The 12,431-nt window shown below is 62.2% G+C and carries 12 protein-coding genes and 1 pseudogene; 6 read left to right on the top strand and 7 right to left on the bottom strand.

Features of this window, described 5'->3' with window-relative positions; genetic code table 11:
* Positions 1 to 62: 62 nt before the first annotated feature.
* The 3 genes and pseudogenes from HZ994_12560 to HZ994_12550 form a co-directional block, all read right to left on the bottom strand.
* Positions 63 to 704, bottom strand: a pseudogene (locus HZ994_12560) (glycosyltransferase).
* 4 nt (positions 705 to 708) lie between these two features.
* Positions 709 to 1,497 carry an SDR family oxidoreductase gene (locus HZ994_12555; protein ID QTN33110.1) on the bottom strand — a complete coding sequence of 263 codons (789 nt, stop codon included), beginning with the start codon at positions 1,495 to 1,497 and terminating at the stop codon, positions 709 to 711.
* 154 nt (positions 1,498 to 1,651) lie between these two features.
* Positions 1,652 to 2,755: an adenosine deaminase gene (locus tag HZ994_12550; GenBank protein QTN33109.1), complete on the bottom strand. Its 1,104-nt coding sequence runs from the start codon at positions 2,753 to 2,755 to the stop codon at positions 1,652 to 1,654.
* A gap of 104 nt (positions 2,756 to 2,859) precedes the next feature.
* Here HZ994_12550 and serS point away from each other — a divergent pair, with 104 nt between their 5' ends.
* Genes serS through HZ994_12530 form a run of 4 tightly spaced genes read left to right on the top strand, consistent with a single transcriptional unit; the run spans position 2,860 to position 6,490 of the window.
* Positions 2,860 to 4,140, top strand: a complete 1,281-nt coding sequence (serS, locus tag HZ994_12545; protein ID QTN33108.1) for a serine--tRNA ligase — start codon at positions 2,860 to 2,862, stop codon at positions 4,138 to 4,140.
* Entirely contained in the window at positions 4,137 to 4,877 is a 741-nt protein-coding gene (locus tag HZ994_12540) for a prolyl oligopeptidase family serine peptidase (GenBank protein QTN33107.1), read from the top strand. The genes serS and HZ994_12540 overlap by 4 nt, the downstream gene beginning before the upstream one ends.
* Before the next feature lie 56 nt (positions 4,878 to 4,933).
* Entirely contained in the window at positions 4,934 to 5,911 is a 978-nt protein-coding gene (locus HZ994_12535; protein ID QTN33106.1) for a CPBP family intramembrane metalloprotease, read from the top strand.
* Between the two features lie 9 nt (positions 5,912 to 5,920).
* The gene (locus HZ994_12530) at positions 5,921 to 6,490 is read left to right on the top strand and encodes a DUF1080 domain-containing protein (protein ID QTN33105.1); all 570 of its coding nucleotides are present in this window, start codon (positions 5,921 to 5,923) and stop codon (positions 6,488 to 6,490) included.
* 13 nt (positions 6,491 to 6,503) lie between these two features.
* On the opposite strand, the gene HZ994_12525 is transcribed toward HZ994_12530, so the two are convergent.
* The 4 genes from HZ994_12525 to HZ994_12510 are packed head-to-tail and all read right to left on the bottom strand — an operon-like array spanning position 6,504 to position 10,099.
* Positions 6,504 to 7,241, bottom strand: a complete 738-nt coding sequence (locus tag HZ994_12525; protein ID QTN33104.1) for a ComF family protein — start codon at positions 7,239 to 7,241, stop codon at positions 6,504 to 6,506.
* A complete protein-coding gene (locus tag HZ994_12520) occupies positions 7,228 to 8,241 on the bottom strand; it encodes a hypothetical protein (GenBank protein ID QTN33103.1) in 1,014 nt (337 codons plus the stop codon). Before HZ994_12520 ends, HZ994_12525 begins: the two co-directional genes overlap by 14 nt.
* Positions 8,242 to 8,299: 58 nt before the next feature.
* A complete protein-coding gene (locus HZ994_12515) occupies positions 8,300 to 9,106 on the bottom strand; it encodes a PEP-CTERM sorting domain-containing protein (protein ID QTN33102.1) in 807 nt (268 codons plus the stop codon).
* A gap of 45 nt (positions 9,107 to 9,151) precedes the next feature.
* Complete coding sequence (locus HZ994_12510) at positions 9,152 to 10,099, bottom strand: ABC transporter permease (protein QTN33101.1); 948 nt, start codon at positions 10,097 to 10,099, stop codon at positions 9,152 to 9,154.
* An 87-nt stretch (positions 10,100 to 10,186) separates the two neighbouring features.
* Between HZ994_12510 and HZ994_12505 the strand changes: the two genes are divergently transcribed.
* Both HZ994_12505 and HZ994_12500 read left to right on the top strand, forming a co-directional pair.
* Positions 10,187 to 11,731, top strand: a complete 1,545-nt coding sequence (locus HZ994_12505; protein ID QTN33100.1) for a hypothetical protein — start codon at positions 10,187 to 10,189, stop codon at positions 11,729 to 11,731.
* Positions 11,728 to 12,363, top strand: coding sequence for an HAD-IA family hydrolase (locus HZ994_12500; GenBank protein QTN33099.1), 636 nt, complete (start codon positions 11,728 to 11,730; stop codon positions 12,361 to 12,363). Before HZ994_12505 ends, HZ994_12500 begins: the two co-directional genes overlap by 4 nt.
* The last annotated feature ends 68 nt before the right edge of the window (positions 12,364 to 12,431 follow it).

Here is a 12,431-nt window from a genome sequence, read left to right as displayed (position 1 = left end):
GCGCCCGGCCTTGCGCCCCAGCCGCCGCGCAGGGTTTCGCACCGTTTCGCGGGATTGAAGAGCTTCGTGTCCACCCCGCGCCCCAGCAGATGCACCGCCCCGAAGCCCTCCGCCTTGAGCTTATCGACAAGCTCGGGCGATGGGGCGAGCGTGCAGTCCGCACGGTCATGGAAGCGCCTGAGGTAGGCCATCGCGAGCGGCTTCAGGCCGCCGAGGCTGTAGCGCTGCATGTATTCGTGGAAATTCGTGTGGAAACCGGTCGCGACGGGTATGCCCAGCGCCTTGGCGGCCTTCACGGCGGATTTCCCCAGCGGGCTTTCCGTGGCGACGTAGATCGCATCCGGCCTGCGCTTGAGCCATCTCTTGCGGAGCTTGAAGGGCCCCGGCAGGCCGACGCGGACTTCCTTGTATCCCGGCAGCGGGATCGATGCGGCGATGGTCTCCCCGCGCTTGCCATCGCCCGTGCGGATCACGTGGACGCGGTGCCCGCGCAAGCGCAGCCCGTCGCACAGGCGCCCGAGGGTCATCGCGACCCCGTTCACATCCGGCGCAAAGGTGTCCGTAACGATGTCGATTTTCATGGATAGCGGGCAGCCAACGCGAAACCCTGCTTCCAAGAAACCCGTTTCAGCGGTGGAAAACAGCAGCGCAGAGGTGACGAAATCGCCACCTCTGCGCGAAGGGGCCCGCCCGTGCGGGCGCATGCCCTCAAAGGCTCATCGCATTGAAACCACCATCGACGATCAACTCCGTGCCGGTGATGAAGGAGCCGGCTTTGGCGGAGGCGAGGAGGAGGGTGGCACCGATGAGCTCCTCGGCGTTGCCGAAGCGGGAGGCGGGGGTCTGGCGGAGGATGTCAAGGACTCGCGATTCGTCGAGCACCTTGCGGTTCTGCTCGGCGGGGAAGAAGCCGGGCACGAGGGTGTTGACGCGGATGTCCTTGTCCGCCCATTCGCGGGCGAGGTTGCGGGTGAGGTTGTGGACCGCCGCCTTGGAGGCGGAGTAGGTGAACACGCGCGAGAGCGGGTTCAGGCCGGAGATGGAGCCGAGGTTGATGATGGAGGCGGGGCGCATCTCATCGACGAAATACTGGCCGAAGACCTGGCACGCGCGGAAGATGGCGGTGAGGTTCGTATCGAGAATGCGGGCATATTCCTCCTCGGGGATTTCGAGGAATGGGGTGGGCGAGTTCGTGCCTGCGCCGTTGATGAGGATGTCCACGCCTCCGGATTTTTCCAGAACCGTGTCGAGCATATCGTGGAGCGACTGGCGGGAGGTGACGTCAACGGGGACGAAGTAACCCTTGCCGCCGTGGGATCCGATCTCCGCGAGGCGTTTCTCCGCTTTCTCCTTGATGCGGCCCCCGAGGACGACGGTTGCCCCCGCGCGGGCGAGGCCGACGGCCATGGTGCCGCAGAGTTCGCCGGTCCCGCCGATGACGACTGCGGTTTTGCCGGTGAGATCGAAAAGTTCCTTGAGATAGGCTGTTGTGGACATATCCGGATGTTTCCCCATCGCAAGGATGTTTGCCAAGGCGAATCCGTTGCGGTGGTGCGGATGGCCGAGATGAGGATGCTATTTCCAGGCAGTCCCTGAGAGGGAATCAACGCAGTTTGAAAGCCTGACCGGAGATACGTGTGTCAGCTTTCATTCATCCCCGCAATGCCGCGAATCCCGGTTTGATCACGTTGAAAATGATGTCCGTGCGGGCGCCGAAGGGGGCGAAGGCGCTTTTGATCGCGTTCATGCTGAGGCGCTCGAGATCGGCGAGTGAGAGGTCGAAGAGCTCGGTGGCGAGGATGGTTTCCTTGGTCATGGTGGTGTCGCTCATCAGGCGGTCGTCGGTGTTGAGGCAGACGCGGAAGCCGTTTCGGAAAAACACGCCGAAGGGATGCTCGGCGAGATCCTTGCAGGCGCCGGTGTGGAGATTTGAGTAAAGGCACATTTCCAACGGGATGCGGCGGTCGAGGACGTATTGGGCGAGGGTGCCGGCTTTCAGGGTGCCGTCGGAGTTGATATGGATATCATCGCGCAACCGGGTGGCGTGGCCGAGGCGGTGAGCGCCGCAGTATTGGAGCGCCTGCCAGATCGACTCCTGCCCGTAGGCCTCGCCGGCGTGGATGGTGATGTAGAAATTCGCGCGCTCGATGGCGTGGAAGGCATCGATGTGTTTTTTCGGAGGGAAGCCGGATTCTCCGCCCGCGAGATCGAAGCCGACCACGCCCGCCTCGCGCCAGCGGATCGCGAGCTCGGCGGCCTCCAGGGAGGTATTCAGGTGGCGGAGGGCGCAGATGATGAGCCCCCATTTCACGCCGAAGTCTCTTTCGCCCCGGCGCAAGCCTTCGAGAACAGCCTGCACCACCTCGTCCTGTGTCAGTCCGGAATTGGTGTGGAGCAGCGGCGCGAAGCGGACTTCCGCATACACGACGCCGTCGTTTTTCATGTCTTCCATGAACTCGTAGGCGACCCGCCCCAGCGCGTCCTTGGTCTGCATCACACCTGAAGTGTGGGCGAAGCCTTCCAGGTATTCAGGGAGATTTCCCTTCTGCGCTCCTCGGTGAAACCACGCCGCCAGCTCGCCCGCATCCGAGGTCGGCAGGCCGTCGTATCCGTTTTCCCTGGCCAGCTCAATCACTGTCGCCGGCCGCAGCCCGCCATCGAGATGCTCGTGGAGGAGGACTTTGGGGATTTTTCTGAAATCCAGGGCGGCGACAAGATCCTTGCCTTTCAAAACCGTCAGATCCGTAACATTCATGCGTGGATAGATAGCAGAAAACATGAAGCGGGGGAAGCGGTGATGCGGCTGCCTCAGGGTTTCCCTTGCTTTCCCGCCCCGCCATCCGTGAAACTCCGCCCGCAATGCTGGACATACGGATCATCAGGGAATCGGCGGACGACGTGAAAACCCGCCTCAAGGCGCGCGGCGGCGAGCACTGGAAGCTCATCGACCAGGTGCTTGCTTGCGACGAATCGCGCCGTGCGGCGGAAACCTCCAAGCAGGAACTCCAGAACCAGCGCAAGACGATCTCCAAGCAGATCGGGATGATGAAATCCAAGGGCGAGGACAGCTCCGCCATCGAGGCGGAGGTGCGCGCAATCAACGAGGGGATCGCCAAATTCGACAGCCTCGCCGAGGAGGCCTCCGCGAAGCAGAGCGACCTGCTGCTCAACATCCCCAACCTCCCCCATGAGGCCTGCCCGGTCGGAGACAGCGAGGAGGCGAACCCCGTCGTCCGCGAGTGGGGCGGCAAGCCCTCCATTTCCGACCCGAAAGACCACGTCGAGCTCGCCACCCGGCACGGCCTCATTTCCTGGGACGATGCGATCCGCATCTCCGGCTCCGGCTTCGCGGTGTATCGCGGAAAAGGCGCACGGCTGGAGCGGGCGCTGATCAATTTCCTGTTAGACACCCAGTCGGACAACGGCTACGAGGAGGTCAATGTCCCCCACCTCGTCCTGCGCGAGTGCATGGAGGGCACCGGCCAGCTGCCTAAGTTCGAGGACGACATGTATGGAACCGAGCCTGCGGAAAGCGACGGCCGCAACACCCTTTTCCTGGCGCCGACCGCCGAGGTTCCCGTCACGAACCTCTACCGCGACACCATCGTCCCGGAGGCCGACCTGCCGATCAAGCTCGTCGCCTACACCCCCTGCTTCCGCCGCGAGGCCGGCTCCGCGGGCCGCGACAACAAGGGCATCATCCGCATGCACCAGTTCGACAAGGTCGAGCTCGTGCAGGTGGTCGATCCGGAGACGGGTTTTGAGGTTTTGGAACAGCTCACCGCCGATGCCGAAAGCATCCTGCAAAAGCTAGGCCTGCACTACCGCGTGATCGAGCTCTGCACCGGCGACATCGGCCAGTCCTCCGCGAAAACCTACGACATCGAGGTCTGGGCACCCGGCCACGGGAAATACCTGGAGGTTTCCTCCTGCTCCTGCTTCGGCGATTACCAGGCGCGCCGGATGAAGCTGCGCTTCAAGGACAAGGAAGGGAAAAACCGTTTCCCACACACCCTCAACGGCTCCGGCACCGCTTTGCCGCGGCTCTACGTCGCTCTGTTAGAGCAATGCCAGCAGCCCGACGGTTCAATCAGGATCCCCCCCGCACTGGTGCCGTATCTCGGCTGCGAAACGATATGAAAACCCTTCCCGCCCTCGTGCTCACCATGGCATATGCCGCCGCCGATCCGGAACCGAAGTCGTTCGAGGCCACGGATGGGACGGAGGTGCTTTACCGATTCGCCACACCGGGAAAAACCGAGGAGGGAAAAACCCACCCGCTCGTCCTTTTCCTCCACGGCTCCGGCGAGCGCGGCAACGACAACAAATCGCAGCTCAAGCACGGCGTGGACGAAATCCTCGCGAACGCGGAAAAGCAAGGGCAGGCCATTTTCCTCATCGCACCGCAGTGCCCGGCAGACAAGACATGGGCTCCCTACCGCATCGATCCCAGCAGCCCCGCCGACGGAAAGGCGGAAAACCCGCTCCTCGATGCGGTGCTGGAACTCGTCGGCGAAACCTGCGCCAATCATCCCGTTGACCCCAAGCGCATCTACATCACCGGCCTGTCGATGGGCGGTTTCGGCACATGGGCGGCCATCGCCCGGAAGCCGGAAATGTTCGCCGCCGCGATCCCGATCTGCGGCGGCGGCGATCCCAGGACAGCTGCCCGTTTCAAGGAAATGCCCATACGGATCTTCCATGGCGATGCGGACAACATCGTCCCCCCTTCCGGCAGCCAGCGCATGTTCGACGCGCTCAAAGAAGCCGGTTCCAGGGCGGAGCTCACCCTATACCCCGGCGTCGGCCACAACTCCTGGACACAGACCTACCGCGACGAGGAAGTGATCCGCTGGCTCTTCGCCCAAACGAAATAATTCAATTACCCATGGGATCCGATCCGTGTCCATCCGTGGTTCCTCCCCGTCCTGAAATGCGTTTCCTGAAGTCAGAAGCCGGTGCGATCATCCTGTGGCTTGCCGCTTCGCTGTTCGCCGCCGCCCTGCTGATGCCATATCTATACGATGCAGGCAAAACCCTCGCCCACAATGCGGAGACGGCGGAATACCCTTCCGTCCTTGAGGGAGTCGCCGCTTCCGCAGGCCGCGCGAAGCCGGATCGCTTCTTCAGCCGCGCCCTTCTCATCTCTGCCCTCGCCCTTCTGCCGGCCCTGATCCGGAGGGTGAAAAAAATCCCCGCAAGAGATGGAGCGGATAACTACAAGCTCCGCAAGCTCAGCTGGCCACAGCGCCTCACCCAGCTTTCCGTCGGCATGCTCACCGGCGCGATGTGCCTCGGAATCCTCGCCACCGCCCTGGCTCTAACAGATGCCGCATCCCCGAAGGATGCCGCGCTCTCCATCGGGAAATTTTTCTCCAAAGCCTTTCTGCCCGCACTTGGAGCAGGCGTGATCGAGGAACTGGTTTTCCGGGGTCTCCTGCTCGGCCTCTGGCTGCGCGCCTGCTCGCTGCGCAGCGCCTGCATCGGCAGCGCATTGATGTTTGCATTCATGCATTTCCTCAGCCCGCCGGATGGCATCATCATCGCCGATCCCCGCGCATGGCACGCAGGATTCCAGATCCTCGGCTCCACCCTCGGCCATTTCACAAACCCCGCATTCTTCGTGACCGAGTTCGCCACGCTCACGCTGCTGGGACTGCTGCTCGCATACTGCCGCGTCCGCACATTCTCCTTATGGCTGCCCATCGGCATCCACGCGGGGCTCGTCTTCGCCCTGAAAACATTCTCCATGACCATGACGCTCGATCCGGAGTCCCCGCTCAACCCATGGTTCATCGGCGGCGACCTGAAGTCCGGCATCCTCCCCCTCGCCGCGCTCGGCATCTGCTTCGCCGCCTGCATTGGCATCACCCGGTTTCTTCCTGAAACAAAGCGCCCGTCCGCCGGGTAAAATAAACCTATGAAAACCATCGCCTGCCTCCTCGCCGCCACGCTCATTTCCCACGCCGCCCCGGAAGCCATCTTCGACGGAAAATCCCTGGACGGATGGAAGATCAAAGGCTCCGAAGTCTGGGCCGCGAAGGACGGCATCCTCACCGGCACCAGCAACGAGAAAAAGCAGGGCTCCATCCTCTGGACGGAAAAGGAATACGGGGACTTCGTTTTCCAATGCGAATTCAAGTTCGAGGGAAGGATCGATTCAGGGGTCTTCCTCCGCCACGAGACCGACCAGATCCAGATCGGAATCTCGGGTTCACTGAAACGGGATATGACCGCCTCACCCTACATCAGCAAGATCGGGAAATACCCGGTCGAGGCCAAGGGCGTGGCAGAACTCCTAAAGGAAGGCGAATGGAACACCATGGAAATCACCGTAAAAGGCAATGCATATGGCGTCGTGCTCAACGGCAAGCACGTCATGGACTACACCTCGGACACAGCGAAAGACAAGGGCCCCATCGGCCTGCAGGTGCACGCCGGCGTGAAGATGGCCATCGACTTCCGCAACATCACGGTCGCCCCACGGTAAAGGGACGGCCCGCTCACCCCCGCATCACGGTCACCACGACCACCCGGCGCGCGCCGGCTTTCCTGAGCACCTTCGCGCACTCATCTACGGTGGATCCCGTAGTGAAGACATCGTCCACCAGGATGAGCCCCGGGGCATCCAGCAAGGCCACCGGATCTTTCCGCCACCAAGCTCTCCGTATCGCAAACGCCCCCTTGAGATTCTCCATCCGCTGCCTCCGGCTCAGCCGTGTCTGGGTTTCCGTCTTCCGCACGCGCTTCAGCAGCCGCATCACCCGCAGCCCCGTTTCCATGGAGATCGCGCGGGAAATCTCCTCCGCCTGGTTGAACTGCCTTTCCATCTGCCTCATGCGGTGTAGCGGCACCGGCACCAGCGGCCACCTTTCTTCCAGCGCCACGGCCAGCCTCCTGTCCGAGGAAAAAGCCGCGCAGGCCAGCCTCCCAAGCTCTCCCGCAAGATGGATTTCCCTGCCGTATTTCAGCCGGTGAACCAGTTCCAACGTCCCCTCGGACCTATCCATCGCCGCCCTTGCGAACTCAAAGTGAAAGGACAGCCCACTGCAGTTCGGGCAGGAGAAAGCCCCGTCGATCTGCCCTTGGAAAGGCTCGCTGCAAGTCTCGCAGCAGGGCGGCGAAACCCGTGGCAGCCCTTCGCGGCAATCGCCACAGAGCGCGCTTCCCTGCGAAAGCCCGTCCCCGCACAGCGCGCAGACAGGCGGATAAACCCAGTCCAGGAAATCAATGGCAGGCATTGCGGGATCCGTGGGTAAATAGATGCACCAGCCCGCCCATCGCGAGCACCCCGATCAGGGGAATGATCCCGGCCTGCACCGAGCCTGAGAAAAGGTAGCCCGCCACCCTGTCGGCGACCTCAACCGGATGCGCCGCCTTCGAGAAAATCCGTTCAGCCAGCAGCCAGCCCATCAGCAGCCCGCCGGGAAGCCATACCGATGCCGTGCGCCACCGCGCCCAGCCCAACACGCAGCCGAAGGCGAACCACGGGATGAGAACCGTCACAACCCGCCCAACGAAATCCCCGCCGCCGAAGACAACTCCCGTCAGATGCACTGCGGAAAGCGTCTCCCCATCGAAGGCCTCCGCATTCCCGAAGCCACCCAGTATGAACCGGATCCCGCCGAACATCAGCGCCGCCAGCCCTATCGCCATGGCTGTCCGCATCGCCCGCAGGAAAATCCCGAGCACCACGCAGCGGAAAAAGATTTCCACCACCGCAGCGAGCGCGAGCGTCCAGCCTATGTCGAACACCAGATCCCTCTGCCATGCCGCGCCATCCGCCTCCCAGCGGAACGCGCCCGCCCTCACCATCATATACCCGATGAGCACAAAGGCGCCGAAGGTCATCAGGAAACCGACCAGCCCCTGCAGCGGCCCCCATCGGTTCGGGCGTATCGCCTGGCCCTCCCCGTTCCCGTGGGATGCCATGTGCGGGAGCCTCACCGACCACGACCCTTTCACCGCGCCGCCACCACCCAGCCGCAGCCACTCGATGAGCGGGAAAAGCGAAACCAGAGCGGCCACCGGCCAGCAGACCTTGAAGAAATCCTCCAGCCGCGCCGCGCCGCTCCACGCCGCCAGCTTGTTGACCACTCCGCTGAAATCCTTCGTCGCGGAAAGCTCGGAAAGCGCCTTGCCGCCGTTGTAGGCCACCGGCGTCAGCCACAGCCCTACGACCAGCGAGCCGACCGCCCAGACCCAAACCTTCAGAACATCGCCGATCGCGGAAATTCGCACGGATGTTTTTTGTCACAATCCGCGCCATGTGGCAATGCGCGCCTTGAGAGCGGCTGCACTAACGGCGCCGGCGCAGAATCAGCAGGCAGGAAAGACCCAGCAAAGCCGCGGATCCGGGTTCTGGGATCGCTTCGATCACCAGATTTGGCGGGGATGCAGAGTTCCGGTCAAGGAAGGTGGAGTTTCCGCCATTCGTCACGCGGGTGAAAACCAGAGTCGCGACACCATTGGTGTCGGCTTGGAGGAACGACAAAAGATTCGAATTGCTGAAATTGATGGTGTCCCCGGCATTCACGCCGGTGACGTCACCGAGGAGAGTGAGCTTGGTGTCATCGACCATGTCTGCGCTGTTATCGAAGACAGCTCCCGAATTGGGGTCATAGCCGCTTTCGGCAGCCAACTCGTCGTTGGCGGTCAAGTCCGGAATTCCGTAGATCCGGTAGTCGTAGGTGCCCTGAAACTGGGTTACGGTGTCCGGGTTTGCCGTGATGTGGAAGGTAACCGCAGTAACGCCAGCACCGAAAATGGAAGAATCAAAACGAAGCATCAGGTAGCGATCCGTCGAGTTGGTAGCTGATTGCTTGGCATGGAGACCGCCTTCGACCGTGGCAGTGCCAGTATTGCGTCTAACGGTGAAATCCTGCGCTGCGTTGACCGTGGTCGCGGCGGATGCGAATCCGGCGTGGGCAAGGGCAACTGCCACGAAGCCAAGGGCTGCTTTTCCGCCGGGAACGGTATGGTGCTTGGGTGATTTCCGCATTTCGAATTTTTTGGGTTTAATAAATGGGCTTCCATCGTATTCATCAGGGCAGACATGCCAAGGTTTTTTTGCCCGCAGGCCCAATGGGCAGCGGAAGGAAGACAAACACCGTGGATTTTCCGTCAGCGCCGCCACATGCGGGAATCCCGCTCAATCCTTGGACGACTTCGGATCCAAGGCATCCCGCAAACCGTCGCCGAGGAAGTTCAGCGCAAACAGCGTTGTCGCAAAAAACAGCGAGGGGAAAAGCAGGAGATAGGGCGAGATCTCCATCCTGTCCGCCCCCTCCTTGATGAGGATGCCCCACGAGGAATTCGGCGGCTTCACCCCGAGCCCCAGGAAGGACAGCACGCTTTCCAGAAGCATGATGCCCGGCACCGCCAGCGTCGTGTAGATGATGATGGGGCCGATCACGTTCGGCAGGATGTGGCGGAACAGGATGCGCGGGCGGCTCAGCCCCAGCGACACCGCCGCCTCGACAAACTCCAGCTTTTTCACGCTCATCACCTGCGCCCTGACGATGCGCGCAATGGTCAGCCAGCCGATCGCACCGATCGCGATGAACAGCGGGATGAGCGTCGTGATCGGCGCCACCCGGTCGCGCGGCCAGCCTGTCGTCTCGATCACCCACGTGGTGAACTCCGAGGAAGGCTCGTCCGCCACCAGCGCGAAAAGGATCACCAGCACCAGGAAAGGCAGCGCGAAGAGAATGTCCACGAAGCGCATCATCACGGAATCCACCATCCCGCCGACATAGCCTGAGACCGCCCCATAGACCACGCCGATGAGCACCGCCACCGCCGTCGCCACCAGCCCGACAAGCAGCGAGACCTGCCCGCCGTAGAGCACCCGCGAGAACAGGTCGCGCCCCAGCTGATCCGTCCCGAACCAATGCTGCATGCCGGGCTCCGCCACCGTGTTGGAGAGGTTGATCACCGTCGGGTTTTTCACGAAAGGCATGAAGGGCAACACGAAACAGGCGAACAGGATGAGCGCGAGGAAAGCCAGGCTCACCAGCGCCGGCTTGTTCCGGGACAGCCTGTGCCACGCATCTTTCCATAGGGAACTGCCCTGCGATTTCTCTGCTTTGTTTGCCACGCCGGGAAGCTAAATGCTCCCGCCGCAGATGAAGAGTATTTTTTTCGGGATGAAAGCCCTCTCGGCCATGCCCGGTATCGGAGTGCCATGAGCGCATCCCGCCTTTCCCCCATCGCCATGCTGATGGCCGGCTTGTCGGTGACCGCTGGCATGGCCACGAACGTCGATCTCGCAACCATCGAGCAACCGGTCAATCTGGGCGCGGATTCCGATCCTGCCCGCATCCCCCTCGGAAAGGTCGGGGTGACCAGCAACTACAACTACGGCATCCACCGCATGATCGGCGAAGCCCGGGCTTTCCCAGATGGTGCGATGAAATGGGACGGCGGCTCGGAGTTCGACCAGAATCTTGCCAGCGTGTTCGGCATCTCGGTGAACCCCGAGGATTCCACCAATGTTCCGGGGACTCCCGTGATCCTGAATGTGAAGCCCTGGAAGCCGCCAGGATACAGCCCCTACACGAAGGATCAGGTTCTCGCGGCCACCCTCTGGTGCGTGGTGCGAAGCGCAGGCGGGACCCCGAAAAGGCCGCTTGAAATCCGGGTGCTTGCGGAGGCCAGGGAGGACAAGCACCTCGAAGCGAAATATTCGGGGAAATACGTCACCCACCCCGATCATGGCGACAAGGAAGTCCAGCCAACCAAGGTGGCCGGAACGATCCTGGAGGAGGATGCACGCGGGATCACATGGGTGGTTTTCCCAGGTGTTCCCCGGAACGGCGAGTCGAAGGCACCTTCGCCCGGCTTTGCCATCATGGAATACGAAGGCGACGGAAATCACGGCTGGCATCTGCTCCCGGTCTGGGGAAGCGGAAAAATCGATCCCCTCGCCTTGGGCACCTGGTCCGCCCCACTGCTCTACTCCGCCTACAAATCCCGGGGTGTCACGGAAGCGAACTCGTTCCTCGCGGGGGGCGGTTCCCATTACTTCGATGTCGGGCGAACCGAGGCCGGTGATTCCTTCACCATAGGGATTCCTCACGTTCAGGAAGCCACCTTGGCGGCGGAAATCCTTGCGCTTGTGATCGCGGCCCCAACCCACCGGGGAAAAACCCTGACCGTGACGATCCGGCTCGAGGAATACAATCTTGCGAGCTTTCCCGCGTTCCGAGGCGCCCCCGGATGGAAGGAAACCAAACACAGCAAGAGTAACATTACCCTGACATGCGAGTTCGCATGGGACGGATCCGGGAAGAAACTCACCAAAGGATCCGTGCCCCTTGTGGAGAGAAAAGGAAGTCTTTGGATATCCCGTATCCGAGATCCCAAGCCAGACGGGGAAGCCGCAACAGCGTTGGCCGCCACTGTCGGACAACGGATCAAGCAAGGACTCCACGACGGGACCTTGCTCGCCGAACAGAACATGGCTGATACGATCCTTGCAAAATCGGGACTGCCCCGGGAGCTCGGGAAAGCCGGCTTTTATGCGGCGATGGCTACCTACTCGAACGACGAACGCCTGCCGGACAAGCCCCCGGGCGCTCCGGTGACGCTGGGGCACTACATTCCAGACCAATATTTCCGGGCTGGCTGGAACATCGGCCTCGGACGTGCCGAAGCGATCGCGATCGAAGTCAGAAAGCAAATGGAAGTGACCGGAGCGGGGGAATCCGTGCTACCCTCCCCCGAGTGAAAGCCATCATCTTTGATCTCGACGGCACCCTGGTGGAATCGCTCCCCGGCATCGCCGCCTCGCTGAACCGCTCCCTTTCCCTCCACGGTCTCCCCGGCCACAGCCACGCCGCCGTCCGAGGGTTCATCGGCGACGGCGCGAAAATGCTCGTCCAGCGCGCCACCCCCGGAACCCCCGAAGAAACCCGCGCATCCATCCTGAATGCCTTCGCCGCGGACTACGCCGCCACATGGCCCTCCGGCACCGCCACCTACCCCGGCATCCCGGAGCTCCTCGCCGGTCTGCGCGCGGAACAAATCCCGCTCGCCGTCCTTTCCAACAAGCCCCACCCCTTCACCGCCGAGATCGTCGCGAAACTTTTTCCGGAAAACACTTTCGCCGCCGTCCTCGGAAACCGCGAAGGACTCCCCCACAAGCCCGACCCCGCCGGAGCCCTCGAAATCGCCGCCGCGCTCTGCCTCTCCCCGCAGCACTGCACCCTCATCGGAGACTCCACCATGGATCTCGACACCGCAAAAAACGCCGGCATGAAATCCATCGCCGTCACCTGGGGCTACCATGACCGCGACCGCCTCTCCGCCGCAGATCTGATCGCGGACACCATGGAAGCCCTTGCCGCCGGCCTCGTCTGAAAGTTCCCGCCCGCAATTGACGTTCCGACATCAGACCTCCAGACTTTCGACAATCCCATGAAACGCAT

The organism is Akkermansiaceae bacterium, assembly GCA_017798145.1.
Classification (GTDB): domain Bacteria; phylum Verrucomicrobiota; class Verrucomicrobiia; order Verrucomicrobiales; family Akkermansiaceae; genus Luteolibacter.
This window is presented reverse-complemented; position numbering and strand designations above follow the sequence as displayed.

Excerpts from the sequence above, each read along its gene's own strand:
- HZ994_12525 (QTN33104.1), bottom strand. The coding sequence starts at position 7,241 with ATGCCTGCCATTGATTTCCTGGACTGGGTTTATCCGCCTGTCTGCGCG.
- HZ994_12550 (QTN33109.1), bottom strand. The coding sequence starts at position 2,755 with ATGAATGTTACGGATCTGACGGTTTTGAAAGGCAAGGATCTTGTCGCC.
- HZ994_12540 (QTN33107.1), top strand. The coding sequence starts at position 4,137 with ATGAAAACCCTTCCCGCCCTCGTGCTCACCATGGCATATGCCGCCGCC.
- HZ994_12505 (QTN33100.1), top strand. The coding sequence starts at position 10,187 with ATGAGCGCATCCCGCCTTTCCCCCATCGCCATGCTGATGGCCGGCTTG.
- serS (QTN33108.1), top strand. The coding sequence starts at position 2,860 with ATGCTGGACATACGGATCATCAGGGAATCGGCGGACGACGTGAAAACC.
- HZ994_12555 (QTN33110.1), bottom strand. The coding sequence starts at position 1,497 with ATGTCCACAACAGCCTATCTCAAGGAACTTTTCGATCTCACCGGCAAA.
- HZ994_12530 (QTN33105.1), top strand. The coding sequence starts at position 5,921 with ATGAAAACCATCGCCTGCCTCCTCGCCGCCACGCTCATTTCCCACGCC.
- HZ994_12535 (QTN33106.1), top strand. The coding sequence starts at position 4,934 with ATGCGTTTCCTGAAGTCAGAAGCCGGTGCGATCATCCTGTGGCTTGCC.